12 protein-coding genes and 1 pseudogene are annotated in these 14,743 nt (G+C 66.1%); 6 read left to right on the top strand and 7 right to left on the bottom strand.

What is annotated here, in order from left to right:
• Positions 1-102: 102 nt before the first annotated feature.
• The 4 genes from glsA to ACVJ19_RS31445 all read right to left on the bottom strand — a co-directional run bounded on the left by glsA (position 103) and on the right by ACVJ19_RS31445 (position 4,611).
• Complete coding sequence (glsA, locus tag ACVJ19_RS31430; protein ID WP_453953019.1) at positions 103-1,977, bottom strand: glutaminase A; 1,875 nt, start codon at positions 1,975-1,977, stop codon at positions 103-105.
• Between the two features lie 109 nt (positions 1,978-2,086).
• On the bottom strand, positions 2,087-3,295 hold the full coding sequence (locus tag ACVJ19_RS31435) for an MFS transporter (protein WP_453953020.1): 1,209 nt from the start codon (positions 3,293-3,295) through the stop codon (positions 2,087-2,089).
• Positions 3,295-4,158, bottom strand: a complete 864-nt coding sequence (kdsA, locus tag ACVJ19_RS31440; protein WP_453953021.1) for a 3-deoxy-8-phosphooctulonate synthase — start codon at positions 4,156-4,158, stop codon at positions 3,295-3,297. The genes ACVJ19_RS31435 and kdsA overlap by 1 nt, the downstream gene beginning before the upstream one ends.
• 126 nt (positions 4,159-4,284) lie before the next feature.
• Entirely contained in the window at positions 4,285-4,611 is a 327-nt protein-coding gene (locus ACVJ19_RS31445) for an NIPSNAP family protein (RefSeq protein WP_453953022.1), read from the bottom strand.
• A 198-nt stretch (positions 4,612-4,809) separates the two neighbouring features.
• Here ACVJ19_RS31445 and ACVJ19_RS31450 point away from each other — a divergent pair, with 198 nt between their 5' ends.
• From ACVJ19_RS31450 to ACVJ19_RS31460, 3 genes and pseudogenes are all read left to right on the top strand, one after another.
• On the top strand, positions 4,810-5,487 hold the full coding sequence (locus ACVJ19_RS31450) for a response regulator (RefSeq protein ID WP_211402030.1): 678 nt from the start codon (positions 4,810-4,812) through the stop codon (positions 5,485-5,487).
• A gap of 10 nt (positions 5,488-5,497) precedes the next feature.
• Positions 5,498-6,877: pseudogene (locus tag ACVJ19_RS31455) on the top strand (sensor histidine kinase).
• A 107-nt stretch (positions 6,878-6,984) separates the two neighbouring features.
• On the top strand, positions 6,985-7,647 hold the full coding sequence (locus ACVJ19_RS31460) for a class I SAM-dependent methyltransferase (RefSeq protein ID WP_453953024.1): 663 nt from the start codon (positions 6,985-6,987) through the stop codon (positions 7,645-7,647).
• A gap of 3 nt (positions 7,648-7,650) precedes the next feature.
• Here the strand turns inward: ACVJ19_RS31460 and ACVJ19_RS31465 are convergent, their stop codons facing one another.
• The 3 genes from ACVJ19_RS31465 to tpiA all read right to left on the bottom strand — a co-directional run bounded on the left by ACVJ19_RS31465 (position 7,651) and on the right by tpiA (position 10,730).
• On the bottom strand, positions 7,651-9,282 hold the full coding sequence (locus tag ACVJ19_RS31465; protein ID WP_453953025.1) for a CTP synthase: 1,632 nt from the start codon (positions 9,280-9,282) through the stop codon (positions 7,651-7,653).
• Between the two features lie 166 nt (positions 9,283-9,448).
• Positions 9,449-9,835, bottom strand: a complete 387-nt coding sequence (secG, locus tag ACVJ19_RS31470) for a preprotein translocase subunit SecG (RefSeq protein ID WP_453953026.1) — start codon at positions 9,833-9,835, stop codon at positions 9,449-9,451.
• 139 nt (positions 9,836-9,974) lie between these two features.
• Positions 9,975-10,730: a triose-phosphate isomerase gene (gene tpiA / locus ACVJ19_RS31475; RefSeq protein WP_453953027.1), complete on the bottom strand. Its 756-nt coding sequence runs from the start codon at positions 10,728-10,730 to the stop codon at positions 9,975-9,977.
• A gap of 257 nt (positions 10,731-10,987) precedes the next feature.
• Between tpiA and ACVJ19_RS31480 the strand changes: the two genes are divergently transcribed.
• Genes ACVJ19_RS31480 through trpC form a run of 3 tightly spaced genes read left to right on the top strand, consistent with a single transcriptional unit; the run spans position 10,988 to position 14,743 of the window.
• Positions 10,988-12,886 (top strand): SurA N-terminal domain-containing protein, encoded by a 1,899-nt coding sequence (locus tag ACVJ19_RS31480; RefSeq protein ID WP_453953028.1) that lies wholly within the window; start codon positions 10,988-10,990, stop codon positions 12,884-12,886.
• 14 nt (positions 12,887-12,900) lie between these two features.
• Entirely contained in the window at positions 12,901-13,914 is a 1,014-nt protein-coding gene (gene trpD, locus ACVJ19_RS31485; RefSeq protein WP_453953029.1) for an anthranilate phosphoribosyltransferase, read from the top strand.
• A gap of 7 nt (positions 13,915-13,921) precedes the next feature.
• On the top strand, positions 13,922-14,743 hold the full coding sequence (gene trpC / locus ACVJ19_RS31490; protein ID WP_453953030.1) for an indole-3-glycerol phosphate synthase TrpC: 822 nt from the start codon (positions 13,922-13,924) through the stop codon (positions 14,741-14,743).

Below are 14,743 nucleotides of genomic sequence, written 5' to 3' on the forward strand. Positions count from 1 at the left end.
CCCAACGCAACGAATTCTGGACCCCGGATCAGCACCGCACCACGCCGCAAGTGCGGCGCGCTGCGGTGCATCCGGGGAACGAACAACAATTCCTCGGTATAGTCAGTAAGCGCTGAGCAGATCGACCTTCGCATTGGCCGCAACCAGCCGCCGCGCCAGGATAGCGGCGAGGTTGCGCATGATCTTCAACGACGTCTCCGGGTGCAGGCGGCGGTAGTCGGCAAAGCTGTCGAGCGGCAGCTCGAGGCAGGTGACGGGCGTATCGGCGAGAACGTCGGCGCTGCGGCTCTGCTCCAGGATCGCCATTTCGCCGAACTCCATGCCGGGGCCGAGGGATGCCAGCCGCACGCCGCTGCGCAGCTTCACGCTGACCATGCCGCTCTGGAGAAAAAACAGCGAATTGGCGAGCTCGCCGGCGGCGATGATGCGCTGGCCGGCCGCGTAGTGCCGCGTGGTCGAGAGTTTGACGATCGCGGCGATCTCCTCCGCGTCGAGCTCGGCGAGCAGCGCCTGCTCGCCGAGATTCACGCCTTCCTTGACGTCGGTGAAGCCACCGAAGCGATAGATCACCTGGTCCTCGGCCCATTCGATGGCATCATCGAGCAGCGCGAAATGGCGCAGCCGGCGCGGCTCGGCCGTGCGCGCGGCGATCGCGCTCCACACCGCGGAGCTCTCCTCGAAGCCGGACAGAATGGCGGTGACGCCGGCATTGCCGAGCGCGGTCAGCGTCTCGCCGAGCAGCTCCGCGCCGGCCGCGGTGATGTCGGGAACGCGGCGGAAATCGATGATCAGGAGCGGCGCGTTCGGGGGCTCGCTGGTGAGCCGTCGCGTGACGTAGTCGATCGTGCCGAAATTCATCGCACCGACCAGCTCGAGCACGCGGATGTCGCTGTGGTGCTCGTCGAGGATCTGCTGCTCGTGCGGCTGGCGGCTGCGGCGGGACGAGATGCCGTAGACGTCGTAATCCGCCATGATGCTGGTGCGCACGTCCGCGTTGCGGTTGAGCATGTGCAGGTCGAACCGCGCCGACAGCGCCTCGCAGACCTTCAGGCCGCGCACGCTGTTGAAATGGTTGTCGAGCAGCGGCGAGAAGGTGCCGAGCCCGAGCTGCGAAGGCAGCGCCGCGACGATGCCGCCGCCGACGCCGCTCTTGGCGGGAATGCCGACGCGATAGGTCCACTCGCCGGCATAATCGTACATGCCCGAGCTCGTCATCACCGACAGCGTGCGCGCGACGATGTTCGGCGTGATCACCTGGACGCCCGTGACCGGATTGATGCCGCGATTGGCGAGCGTTGCCGCCATCACGGCGAGATCGCGCGCGGTGACCAGGATCGCGCATTGGCGGAAATAGACGTCGAGCACGGCGTCGACATCGTCGGGCAGCACCGCGTAATTCCGCAGCAGCCAGGCAATCGCGCGATTGCGGTTGCCGGTCGCGGTCTCCGAGGCGTGCACGGCCTCGTCGACGCCGAGCTCGCGGCCGGCGAACTGGCTGAGCTTTGAGCGGACGCGCTCGAAAGCGCCCTTCCCGTCCACCTCATAGATCAGGCCCGAGCAGGCGATGGCGCCGGCATTGACCATGGGATTGAAAGGACGGTTGTCGTTGGTGAGCCGGATCGAGTTGAAGGCTTCGCCGCTCGGCTCGACGCCGATGGTGGCCGCGACGCGCTCCTCACCGACCATCTCCAGCGCCAGCGCGAAGACGAAGGCTTTGGACACCGACTGGATCGTGAACGGCACGTCGCTGTCGCCGACCTCGTAGACATGGCCGTCGATGGTGACGAGCGCGATGCCGAAATGATCGGGATTGGCGCGCTTCAGCTCGGGGATGTAGTCGGCGAGCTCGCCGGAATTGTCGGAGCGGAATTCGGCGTGGCAATCGGTGAGGAAACGCCGCAGCGGTGGCTTGGTGAGATACCCGGTCAGGCGGGGCGAGCTGGCTGCGCTGGCGGAACGGCTGGTCTGGGCGTCCACGATCTCACACCTCGATTTGCCCAGAATCAAAGCAATTCGTGTGCCATGTATACGTTGCCGCTGGTGTCATGGTGAGGGACGACGCCCCACCAGCGCGGCCGTCTGGATCTCAGCGCGCGTCCGATGGGGCGCGCTGTTTCAACAGCCACGCGCAGACGAGGCCCAGCACCACCATGATTGCGGCGCTCGCGAGCAAGGTCGGCACCTTGCCGGCATGGTGGAGTCCGAAGCCGTAGGCGAGCGGCCCGACCGTCTGTCCCATGAAGAAGAAGAATGAATGCAGCGACATCGCGGTCGCCCGCGCCCCGATCGACAGCTCGCTGGCGAACACCTGCAAGCAGCCATGGATCATGTAGAAGCCCCAGCCCATCGCCAGCATGCTGGCGAATTGCAGCTTCCAGCCGGGACCGAAGGCGAGCGCACCGAGTTGCAACGCCACGATGCTGCCGCCAGCGATCATCATGCCCTTGACGCCGAGCTGCGGCAGCATGCGCGATACGGTGAGGGTGTAGAGCAACCCGCCGACCGCAAACCCCGCGATCACGATGCCCGCGATCGAGAGCGATTTTTCACCGAGATCGAACAGGAACGCGGCGATGAAGGGAAACAGGCCGAACACGCAGCAACCTTCGACGAACACCGCCGAATAGCAGAAGCGCGTGTTGGGATTGGAGAAGATCGTGCGGTAGCCCTGCCGCAACGTCTTGAAATCCGTCTTCGGCGGCGCCGTCAGCGCGGCACCGCGAAAACCCGCCGCAACCGCCACGGCTGCAATCAGGCCGAGTGCGCCGAGGATCACGAGCACGCCGCGCCAGCCGATGAAATCGCCGATGATTCCGCTGGCGGATGAGCCGAGCAGATTGCCGGTCATCGAGCCCGCCATCGTGCGTCCGATCGCAACCTGCCGCTTGGCGGGTGCAACGAGATCGGCCGTGAGCCCGAGTGCAACCGGAAACACGCCGCCTGCGGCGATGCCGGCCAGGATGCGGCTTGCGAACAACCCGGAGAAGGAGGTGGCGAGCGCGCCCAGGATGCAGGCGACGCCGAGCAGCGCCAGGCACGCTGTCATCAATCGCGCCTTGCCGAACAGATCGGCGGCCGCTCCAATCGCCGGCTGAACCAGCGCGTAGATCAGGGCGAAGCCGGCCGCGATGCTTGCGGCCGTCGTGATGCTGATCGCAAAATCATCCGCGACATGCGGCAGGACGGGATCGAGCGCGCGCGTCGACAGTGCGGCCGAGAAGCCGGCGAGCGCAATGATGTTGATCGCGGGCGGAAATTTCTGGTCGGACGACGGCCTGTTCACAGGCTGGTGCATCAGCGCGTAGTGCCCTTTGACGCATTCTTGGCCAACGCGTCGAACGCCATCAGCCTGGCGATCAGTCCCTCGAACTCGCGCAGCGGCACCATGTTCGGGCCATCCGACGGCGCGCGATCGGGATCGGGATGGGTCTCGATGAAGACGCCGGCAACGCCGACCGCGACGGCCGCGCGCGCCAGCACCGGCACGAATTCGCGCTCGCCGCCGGAGGACGTGCCCTTCCCGCCCGGCTGCTGCACCGAGTGGGTGGCGTCGAAGATCACGGGCGCGCCGGTGGTGCGCGCCAGGATCGGCAGCGCGCGCATGTCGGAGACCAGCGTGTTGTAGCCGAAGGACGCACCGCGCTCGGTGACGAGCACGTTGGGATTGTCGGCGCTGGTGATCTTGGTCACGACATTGGCCATGTCCCAGGGGGCCAGGAACTGTCCCTTCTTGACGTTGACGACCTTGCCGGTCGCGGCCGCCGCCAGCAGCAAATCAGTCTGCCGGCACAGGAAGGCCGGGATCTGAAGCACGTCCACCGCCTGCGCCACCTCGGCGCATTGTGCGGCGTCGTGCACGTCGGTCAGAACAGGCAGGCCGAGCGAGGAACGGATCTCGGCGAAGATCGGCAGCGACTGCGCCAGGCCCAGCCCGCGCGCCGCCGACGCGCTGGTGCGGTTGGCCTTGTCGAACGAGGTCTTGTAGACGAGGCCGATGTTCAGCCGCGCCGCGATCTCCTTGAGCGCAGAGGCCACCTCCAGCGCATGCTGGCGGCTTTCGAGCTGGCAGGGCCCGGCAATGATCGAAATCGGCAGATCATTGCCGAATTTGACCTTACCGATGGTGACGACCGGCGCGGCTGACGTCGAAGAGCTCAAGGTAAATCCCTCGTTTCGGCGCGACCATAACCGCCGTGAGGGTCGGATCAACCCTATTCGGCCCGGGCCGTCCGAATATCAGGGTTGCGCCGGGGCTCCCGGCGCCGCCCTTGCACCGGCAGGTTCCTACTTCACCGCCGAGAAGGCAGTCGGCGTCAGGAACTGGCTGACGATATTGCCGACGATCTGGCCATCCGCTTCGCTCTCGGCGCGTGCTTTCATCCAGTCCGGATCGGTCATGAACTTGCCCCACTTCGTCTCGCGCTCGGCAAGCGACTCCCAGGCCAGGAAATAGGTCAGCTCCTGGTTGGATTCGCCGATCAGCGTGGTGAAGAACCCGGCCTGCTTGATGCCGTGCTTCTCCCACAGCTTCAGCGTCACCGTCTCGAACCGCTTCAAAAGCGCCGGCAGGCGGCCGGGCACGCAGTGATAGACGCGCATTTCGTAGATCATTCATGTTCCTCCCTGAACAGGTCCGGCGGTTATAGCGGCTGGCCCCGACGGTGTCTTGAGCCCCGCCCGGCCGACCCCGTGGCGTTCTGCGCATGGCTAGAAAGCTTCCCCCGAACTGCGCTCCGCCAGGCTCCCCGCAATGCTGCCGCAATGATCGGGCCGCTAGAAAGGCTCAGTTGCGGTTCAGGTGCCTGTCACATGCGGATTTTGCTCGTCGAGGATGAAGCGGAAATGGCCGGCGCGCTGGCGTCGGCGCTGAAGCGCTACGACATGGTGGTGGACCACGCGCCGACACTCGCCGAGGCGGAGGAGGCCATTTCCGCCGACGTCCATGCGGCCGTCCTGCTCGACCGCCAGCTTCCTGACGGCGATGGCCTCGCTTTGATCCCAAAGCTCCGCGCGCGCGCCGACGGCGTCCCGATCATCGTCCTGACGGCGCGGGGCGAGCTCGCCGACCGCATTGCCGGGCTCGACGGCGGTGCCGACGACTATTTGGCCAAGCCTTTCGCGGTCGAGGAGTTGCTGGCACGGCTGCGCGCCGTGCTGCGGCGGCCCGCGGGCCTCTCCCCCGAAATCATCCGCGCCGGCCGCCTCGCCTTCGACCTCAGTCATCGCGAAGCCAGCATCGACGGCGCGCCGTTCGAGCTGCCGCGCCGCGAGCTCCTGGTGCTCGAAGCCTTGGTCCGCCGCATGGGCCGGACCGTGCTGCGCTCGGCGCTCGAAGAGGCGGTCTACAATTTCGACGACGAGATCCAGTCCAACGCACTCGACACGCATGTCTCGCGTCTCAGGCGAAAGCTCGCGGAAGCCGACGCGGGCATCGAGATCCACGGCATTCGCGGCGTCGGCTATCTCCTCAAGAAGCTGCCAGCCTGAAGAAGCTAACATGAGCAAACACGACGATCCCTACTGCCTGCGCTCGCGCTTGAGCTGGCGCCTGCTCTCGCTCCAGGCCGCGCGATCCTGGTCGCGCTGGTTGCAGTCGTCCTGGCCGGGCTTTGCGCCTCCGGCTTCGTGCTGGCGGAGCGCGACGAGGACCGCGTCATCGACGTCGTCCAGCGCGCGCTCTCGCGCGATGCGCAAGGTGGACTGGCCTTGCGGCCAACGCCCGAGCTGCAGCAGTTGCGCAGCGAGACGCCGGATCTCTGGTTCCTGGTACGCGACAGGCAGGGTCGCTCGCTCAGCGAAGGCACCGTGCCGGCCGAATTCGCCGCGATCGGCAACGGCCTCGACCAGATCGGCCAGGCGCGGCTCGGCTGGCAGCTGTTCGAGGACGATCCGCGCAAGCTGGCGGCGCGGATGAAGCGGGTCGATACCGACGCAGGCAACGTGCAGATCATCACGGCGACACAAGGACGTCTGACCGGCGCCAAGGCCCTGTTCATGACATCACTTGCGTTCCTCGGCATTGCCCTGCCCGGCCTGCTGCTGATGGGAACGGCGACGTTCATCGCAACGCCGATGATCGTGCAGCGCGCGTTCAGGGGGCTCGATACCGCGGCGGACGAGGCGCGGCGCATCGACATCCATCAACGCGGCGCGCGGCTCCCGGTGGAGCGGATTCCGCTGGAGGTCGTGCCGCTCGTGACCGCGATCAACGACGCGCTGGCGCGGCTCGACCAGGGCTATGCCCGTCACAAGCGCTTCGTCGCGGATGCTGCACACGAGCTGCGCACGCCGATCGCGATCCTGAACACGCGGCTGGAGTCACTTAGCCCCGGCCCGGACAAGACCCGGCTGCTGGAGGATGCCGCGCGGCTGGCGACGCTCGCCGAGCAATTGCTCGATATCCAGCGGCTCGACCGCTGCGGCCATCCCTTCACGCGGGTCAATCTCGTCGCCGTTGCGCAAAGCGTCGCCGCCGACCTTGCCCCGCTGGCGATCGCGGCCGGTTACGAGCTGGCGCTCGATGCGCCGGCGACACCGATCGAGACGATTGGCGATGCGGCAGCGCTCGGAGCGCGCGCTGACCAATCTCGTGCAGAATGCGATCCAGCATGGCCCGCGCCACGGCACGATCGGGATTCGCGTCGGCAGACCCGCGAATATCGAGGTCACCGATGAAGGCGCCGGCATTCCCGCCGATCAGCGCGAACAGATCTTCGAGCCGTTCTATCGGCTGACGCCGCTCGATCGCGGTGCCGGCCTCGGCCTCAACATGGTGCGCGAGATCGTGCAGCTGCATGGCGGCCACGTCTCGGTGACGGACGGGCCTGACGGCGGCGCCTGTTTCCGGATGACACTGCCGGAAGTGCGGCAGAGCTGATTCAATTGGTATTCGCGTCCGACAGCGCAATGCTGTCGCAATGCGCTCCCGCGACACTCCATGCGTCGCACCTCCATTGAGGTGCAAACCAAGATGCCGGAGTGCGCATGCCCAACGATTTCCTGTCCTTCTTCCTGTCCTGGATGTCGTCCCCGCGTCGGGTCGGCGCGATCGCACCATCGGGTGCGGCGCTCGCCGATCTCATCACACGCGAGATCAGTGCAACGACGGGACCAATCCTCGAGCTCGGTCCCGGCACCGGCGCGTTCACCTACAAGCTGCTCAAACGCGGCGTCCGGCCGCAGGATCTCACGCTGATCGAATACGGCTCCGACTTCATGAAGCTCCTGCAAATGCGCTTTCCCGGGTCGCGCGTGCTGTGGATGGACGCGGCGCGGCTTGCGACCGAGCGCCTCTATGACGGCGCCCCCGTCGGCGCGGTCGTGAGCGGCCTGCCGCTGCTCAACATGTCGAGGCGCAAGGTCATCTCGATCCTCAGCGGCGCGTTCAGCTATGTCCGCGCCGGCGGCGCCTTCTACCAGTTCACCTATGGCATGAGCTGCCCGGTGCCGCGGCCCGTCCTCGACCGGCTGGGCCTGCGCGCAAAGCTGGTGGATCGTGCCTTGCTGAACGTGCCACCCGCCGCCGTCTACAGGCTGACGCGGCGGCCACAGATGAAGCTGATCACGGGATCGTTTGCGCCTGAACCGTCAACGCGGATGGCGCTGGAGCCGATGCACCACGCGCGCGACTACTCGGCCGCGCGCTGACCGTCAGACGAGGCGGCTCTGTTTCGCCGCCGCCTCGATGAACGAGGCGAACAGCGGGTGCGGCTCGAACGGTCGCGACTTCAGCTCGGGGTGGAACTGGACGCCGATGAACCAGGGGTGATCCTCGTACTCGACGATCTCCGGCAGCACCCCGTCGGGCGACAGGCCGGAGAATTTCAGGCCGTGCTGCTCGAGGCGGTCCTTGTAGGCGGTGTTGACCTCGTAGCGATGACGGTGGCGTTCGGAAATTTCGGTCGCGCCGCCATAGACCTGCGAAACGCGGCTGCCGCGATTGAGCGTGGCGGGATAGGCGCCAAGCCGCATCGTGCCGCCGAGATCGCCGGCCTGCGAACGCTTCTCGAGCTCGTTGCCGCGCAGCCACTCCGTCATCAGGCCGACCAGGGGCTCCTTGGTGGGTCCGAACTCCGTGGAGTTGGCATCCTCGATGCCGACGAGGTTTCGCGCGGCCTCGATCACCGCCATCTGCATGCCGAAGCAGATGCCGAAATACGGCACGTCGCGCTCGCGCGCGAACTGCGCCGCCTTGATCTTGCCCTCCGCGCCGCGCTGGCCGAATCCGCCCGGCACCAGGATGCCGTTGACGTGCTCGAGGAACGGCGCCGGATCCTCCTTCTCGAAGATCTCGCTCTCGATCCAGTCGAGATTGACCTTCACCTTGTTGGCGATGCCGCCATGCGAGAGCGCCTCGATCAGCGACTTATACGCATCCTTCATGCCGGTGTACTTGCCGACGATGGCGATGGTGACGTTGCCTTCGGGGTTGCGGATGCGCTCGTTGATCTGCTGCCAGCTCTGCAGCACCGGCGGAATCCGCGAGCCGATGCCGAAGGCAGCGAGCACTTCGTCGTCGAGGCCCGCGTTGTGGTAGGCCTCGGGGACCGCATAGATGTTGTCGACGTCGCGCGCCTCGATCACGGCGCTTTCGCGCACGTTGCAGAACAGGCCGAGCTTGCGCCGCTCTTCCTTCGGGATCTCGCGATCGGTGCGGCAGAGCAGGATGTCCGGCTGGATGCCGATCGAGCGCAGCTCCTTCACGGAGTGCTGCGTCGGCTTGGTCTTCAATTCGCCGGCGCTCGGGATGTAGGGCAGCAGCGTGAGATGGATGTAGACGGCGTGATCGCGCGGCAGCTCGTTCTTGAGCTGGCGGATCGCCTCGAAGAACGGCAGGCCCTCGATGTCGCCGACGGTGCCGCCGATCTCGACCAGCACGAAGTCGTAATCGTCATTGCCGTCGAGGACGAATTCCTTGATGGCGTTGGTGACGTGCGGAACCACCTGGATGGTCGCGCCGAGATAATCGCCGCGTCGCTCCTTGGTGATGATGTCCTGGTAGATGCGCCCCGTCGTGATGTTGTCGGCCTTGGTCGCCGGCCGGCCGGTGAAGCGCTCGTAGTGACCGAGATCGAGATCGGTCTCCGCGCCGTCATCGGTCACGAACACTTCGCCGTGCTGATACGGCGACATCGTCCCGGGATCGAGGTTGAGATAGGGGTCGAGCTTGCGGAGGCGGACCTTGTAGCCCCGGGCCTGCAGCAGGGCACCGAGTGCCGCTGAAGCCAGACCCTTGCCGAGCGAAGAAACCACGCCGCCGGTGATGAATATGTACCGCGCCATGGGACTTAACCTCTAATCCCTCGAATTCGATTCGCCAAAGCGATTCGTATTCCGCCCCAAAGATTTTGCGGGCCTGTGGGTGAGCCAGAACTAAGAGTGGTGACAGTGCCTTGATGGGGATTGTTGATGCAGGACGGTAGCGGCCGCCCTGCATGGCCCCCCTGCTTTATTGCGAACGCGGTACCTGCGGGCCGCTCGGGGCCGGAGCCTGCTGCTGCTCGTCGGCCTTCTTCAGCGTATCCAGGATGCCGCCCGAGGTCGGCGGCGCGATCGGCGATCCGCCGGCCGGCTGGCCCTGCGACGCCGGCGTGCCGATGATCGACGACGGCGCGCGGCTGTAGCCCGCGTGCCAGGACAGGAACATGCTGGTCAGGAAGAAGCCCGCAGCCAGGATAGCGGTGGTCCGCGTCAGGAGGTTCGCGGTCCCGCGGCTCGACATGAAGCCCGCACCGCCGCCCATGCCGAGGCCGCCGCCTTCCGACTTCTGGAGCAGGACGGCGCCGATCATGACGGCGACGATCATGAGGTGGATGACGATGACAACGGTCTGCATAGTATCCTTCCGTCACAAGCGGGCGGCGCCTGACGGCGGCCGATCGCGCTTCGCGGGTTTTCCTGAAGTTGCGCGGTGTTACACGATCGGAGGGGGTATTGCCACCCCCGATCGGCCCTGAACCAAAGCTTTGGGTTAGCTAGGGGCAGCCCTTGGCAATGGCAAGGAAATCGGCCGCTTTCAGGCTGGCGCCGCCGACCAGCGCGCCATTGACGTTCTTCACGGCCATCAGCTCGGCCGCGTTTGAGGGCTTGACCGAGCCGCCGTAGAGGATCCGCATCTTCGCGCCCTCATCCTTGAACCGGGAGGTCAGGAGATCCCGGATAAACCCATGAATCTGCTCAACATCCTGGGCCGTCGGGGTCAGGCCGGTGCCGATCGCCCAGACCGGCTCATAGGCCACGACCAAGTTGGCGGCGGTGGAGCCGTTCGGCAGCGAGCCGTCGAGCTGACCGCGCAGGATGTCCAGGGTCTGGCCCGCGTCGCGCTGGCCTTGCGTCTCGCCGATGCAGACGATCGCCGTGACCCCTGCCCGCCAGGCCGCCTCGGCCTTCTGCCTGACGAGGGCATCACCCTCGCCGTGATCGGCGCGGCGCTCGGAATGACCGACGATGATGGCGGTCGCGCCTGCATCCGCCAGCATTTCGGCGGCGATATCGCCCGTATGGGCGCCGGAGGTCTTCGGATGGCAATCCTGCGCCCCCACCGCAACTTTCTTGCCGCGTGCCTTCTCGGCGAAAGCGGCGACCAGGGTCGCCGGCGGGCAAACCAGCAGATCGGCCTTGGCCACCACATCTGCCGCTCCATTGAGCATGGCGTCGAATTCGGCAGCCTGGGCTTTCAGGCCGTTCATTTTCCAGTTGCCGGCGATCAGCGGTCGAATGGCGTCGGTCATGTCAATTTCCAGCGATATGAGGTTTTGTTCATGCGCTAGCAGAGGACCTGCCGCAGTTCCAGATTCTTGTTCTGACGCGTTTTCCTGACGGAAAACGCTTTGGGGCTTTTAACCGCAGCTTCTCGCCGTCGCATGACCTGAGGTTGCGGGGGGAAAGCCGCCACTTTATGATGATCTATCAATTTGGTGACGCGCTTTTGCGGAATCTGCATTAAGACGCGCTCCCGTTCCCCTCCTGACCAAACAAGTTGGACCAAATGCTTCGAGGAATGCGCAAGGCCTCATCAAACTGGCTCGGCAAAACCATTATGGCCGTGGTGATGGGCGTGTTGATCGTCAGTTTCGGCGTTTGGGGCATCGCCGACATTTTCAAGGGCTTCGGACAGTCCACGGTGGCCAAGATCGGCCGCACAGAGATTTCGCTGAACGAGTTCCGGCAGATCTATACCGACCGCCTGCAGCAGATCAGCCGCCAGTTCGGCCGTCCGCTGACGCCGGACCAGGCGCGCGCCTTCGGCCTCGACCGCCAGGTGCTGCAGCAGACGATCGCCGAAGCCGCCCTCGACGAAGAGGCGCGCCGGCTTGGACTCGGCCAGTCCGACGAGCAGATCCGCCAGGTCATCATGAACGACCCCAACTTCAAGGGTGTCGGCGGCAACTTCGATGCGAACCGCTTCCAGGCCGTGATCCGCAATTTCGGCTACACCGAGCAGCGCTACGTCGCCGAGCAGCGCAAGGTGTCGCTGCGCCGGCAGATCACCGGCACGATCGGGGCCGGCCTCGAGCCGCCGAAGGCCATGATCGACGTGCTGACGCGCTTCCAGAACGAGCAGCGCTCCATTGAGTTCGTCAGGCTCGACGCGGCCCAGGCTGGTCAGATCGATGCGCCCTCGCCCGAGGCGCTCGCCGCCTATTTCGAGGATCACAAGGTCCAGTTCCGCGCGCCCGAATATCGCAAGATCGCCTTCGTCGTGATCTCGCCGGAAGAGATCGGCAAATGGACCGAAGTCTCCGACGAGGACGCCAAGAAGCTGTTCGAGCAGCGCAAGGACCGGCTCGGCACGCCGGAGAAGCGCCAGATCCATCAGATCGTGTTTCCCAACGAGGCCGAGGCAAAGACCGCACGCGAGCGGCTCGCCAGCGGAATGTCGTTTGAGGATCTCGGCAAGGAGCGCGGGCTGAGCGCCTCCGACGTCGACCTCGGACTGGTGACCAAATCCGCACTCGACCCCGCGGTCGCGAATGCTGCATTCGCACTTCCGGCCGGTGAGATCAGCCAGCCGATCCAGGGCGCCCTCGGTACGTCCATCGTCAAGGTCGACAAGATCGAGCCGGGCGTCGAGGCCGACTACGCGAAGCTTGCCGGCGACATCAAGCGCGAAATCGCGGCCGACCGCGCGCGCGTCAAGGTCGCCGACCTCCGCGACAAGATGGAAGACGAGCGCGGCGGCGGCTCCAGCGTGATCGACGCGGCGCAGAAGCTCGGCCTCACCGCCGTGACCATCGACGCCGTCGACCGCTCCGGCCGCGCCCCGAACGGCCAGCCGGTGGCCAACATCCCGCAGGGTCTCGACGTGGTGTCGCAGGCCTTCAACACCGATGTCGGCGTCGACAACGATGCGATCTCGTTCAAGGGCGGCTATGTCTGGTACGACGTGATTGCGATCACGCCGTCGCGCGACCGCAATCTCGACGAGGTCCGCGACCAGGTCGAGGCACGCTGGCGCCAGGACCAGATCGCGACCAAGCTGAAGGCCAAGGCGACCGAGATGGTGCAGAAGCTCGAAGCGGGCGGCAAGCTCGCGGATGAGGCGGCCGCGATCGGCGCCAAGGTCGAGACCGCAACCGGCTTCAAGCGCGACGACTCGCCCGCCGGCGTGCCCGGCACCGTCGTGGCGGCCGCATTCCGCACCGTCAAGGACGGCGTCGGACAGACGCCCGTGAGCGGCGGCAGCGAGGTAATCGTGTTCCGCGTAACCGACATCATCGATCCCACGGTCGATGCCGCCTCCGACGCGGTCAAGAAGCTGAAGGACAGCCTCGACCGTGCCCAGATCGAGGAGCAGGTCGCCGCCTACGTCAACAAGCTTGAAACCGACATCGGGACCACCATTAATCAGGCCGCCTTCGCGCAGGTGACCGGCGCGAACCAGTGAGTTGAAAGCACGCGATGGACGACCTGAAATCGATCATTGGAAAAGTGGCGACCGGCGCCAGCCTGTCGCGTGACGAAGCCGCTTCCGCCTTCGATGCCATGATGTCGGGCGAGGCTACGCCCTCGCAGATGGGTGGCCTCCTGATGGCGCTGCGGGTGCGCGGCGAGACCGTGGACGAGATCACCGGCGCGGTCGCGGCGATGCGCTCCAAGATGCTGACCGTGACGGCACCGCCCGACGCCGTCGACATCGTCGGCACCGGCGGCGACGGCTCCGGCTCGGTCAACGTCTCGACCTGCGCCTCCTTCATCGTCGCGGGTACCGGCGTGCCGGTGGCCAAGCACGGCAACCGCGCGCTGTCGTCGCGCTCGGGCGCCGCCGACGTGCTGGCGTCGCTCGGGGTGAAGATCGACCTCAAGCCCGAGCAAGTCGGCCGCTGCGTGCGCGAATGCGGCATCGGCTTCATGTTCGCCCCCGCCCATCATCCCGCCATGAAGAACGTCGGCCCGACCCGGGTCGAGCTGGCGACCCGCACGATCTTCAACCTGCTCGGCCCGCTGTCGAATCCGGCCGGCGTGAAGCGGCAGATGGTCGGCGTGTTCTCCAGGCAATGGGTGCAGCCGTTGGCGCAGGTGCTCAAGAACCTCGGCTCCGAATCCGCCTGGGTGGTGCACGGCTCCGACGGTCTCGACGAGATCACCCTCACCGGCCCGACCTTCGTGTCCGCGCTCCACAATGGCGAGATCCGGAATTTCGAGGTGACGCCGGAGGAAGCCGGGCTCTCACGCTGCGAGACCGGTGCGCTCAAAGGCGGCGATGCCGACGCCAATGCGATCGCGCTGCAAAGCGTGCTCAACGGCAAGCCGAGCCCCTACCGCGACGTGGCGTTGATGAACGCCGCCGCCGCGCTGGTCGTGGCCGGCCGTGCCAAGGACCTCAAGGAGGGCGTTGCGATCGGCGCGAAATCGCTCGACAGCGGCGCGGCGAACGCGCGGCTGAAGCACCTGATCGCGATCTCGAACGGCTGAGCCTGACATGTCGGACATCCTGACCAAGATCGAGGCGTACAAGCGCGAGGAAATCGCCGCCGCCAAGCGCGCACAGCCGCTGTCGGCGGTGGAGGCGAAAGCCAAGGCGCAGCCCGCCCCGCGCGGCTTCGTGCGCGCGATCAAGGCCAAGCATGCCAACGGCGATTACGCGCTGATCGCCGAGGTCAAGAAGGCCTCGCCGTCGAAAGGATTGATCCGCGCCGATTTCGATCCGCCGATCCTCGCCAAGGCCTATGAGGCCGGCGGCGCCGCCTGTCTCTCGGTGCTGACGGATACGCCCTCGTTCCAGGGCCATCTCGACTTCATGGTGGCCGCGCGCGCGGCAACCTCGCTGCCGGTGCTGCGCAAGGATTTCATGTTCGACACCTACCAGGTGGCCGAAGCGCGCGCGCATGGCGCCGACTGCATCCTCATCATCATGGCCGCGCTCGACGACGCCACGGCCAAGGACCTCGAAGACGCCGCCCTCGCCCATGGCATGGACGTGCTGATCGAGATCCACGACCGGGCCGAGCTCGACCGGGCGCTGAAACTGCGTTCGCCGATGATCGGCGTCAACAACCGCAATTTGCGCACCTTCGAGACCACGCTCGCGACCAGCGAGGCCTTGGCGCCGCTGATCCCAAAGGACCGGCTGATGGTCGGCGAAAGCGGCATCTTCACGCCTGCCGATCTCGCCCGGCTCGAGCGCGTCGGCATGTCGACTTTCCTCGTCGGCGAGAGCCTGATGCGGCAGGCCGACGTCACCGCCGCAACGCGAACACTGCTCGCGCGCGAGCGTGCAACGCACGCGACCGGTACGCGCTGA

Source organism: Bradyrhizobium sp. USDA 376 (assembly GCF_054063675.1).

Excerpts from the sequence above, each read along its gene's own strand:
- ACVJ19_RS31465 (WP_453953025.1), bottom strand. The coding sequence starts at position 9,282 with ATGGCGCGGTACATATTCATCACCGGCGGCGTGGTTTCTTCGCTCGGC.
- ACVJ19_RS31445 (WP_453953022.1), bottom strand. The coding sequence starts at position 4,611 with ATGATCTACGAAATGCGCGTCTATCACTGCGTGCCCGGCCGCCTGCCG.
- trpC (WP_453953030.1), top strand. The coding sequence starts at position 13,922 with ATGTCGGACATCCTGACCAAGATCGAGGCGTACAAGCGCGAGGAAATC.
- ACVJ19_RS31450 (WP_211402030.1), top strand. The coding sequence starts at position 4,810 with ATGCGGATTTTGCTCGTCGAGGATGAAGCGGAAATGGCCGGCGCGCTG.
- secG (WP_453953026.1), bottom strand. The coding sequence starts at position 9,835 with ATGCAGACCGTTGTCATCGTCATCCACCTCATGATCGTCGCCGTCATG.
- ACVJ19_RS31480 (WP_453953028.1), top strand. The coding sequence starts at position 10,988 with ATGCTTCGAGGAATGCGCAAGGCCTCATCAAACTGGCTCGGCAAAACC.
- tpiA (WP_453953027.1), bottom strand. The coding sequence starts at position 10,730 with ATGACCGACGCCATTCGACCGCTGATCGCCGGCAACTGGAAAATGAAC.
- trpD (WP_453953029.1), top strand. The coding sequence starts at position 12,901 with ATGGACGACCTGAAATCGATCATTGGAAAAGTGGCGACCGGCGCCAGC.
- ACVJ19_RS31460 (WP_453953024.1), top strand. The coding sequence starts at position 6,985 with ATGCCCAACGATTTCCTGTCCTTCTTCCTGTCCTGGATGTCGTCCCCG.
- ACVJ19_RS31435 (WP_453953020.1), bottom strand. The coding sequence starts at position 3,295 with ATGCACCAGCCTGTGAACAGGCCGTCGTCCGACCAGAAATTTCCGCCC.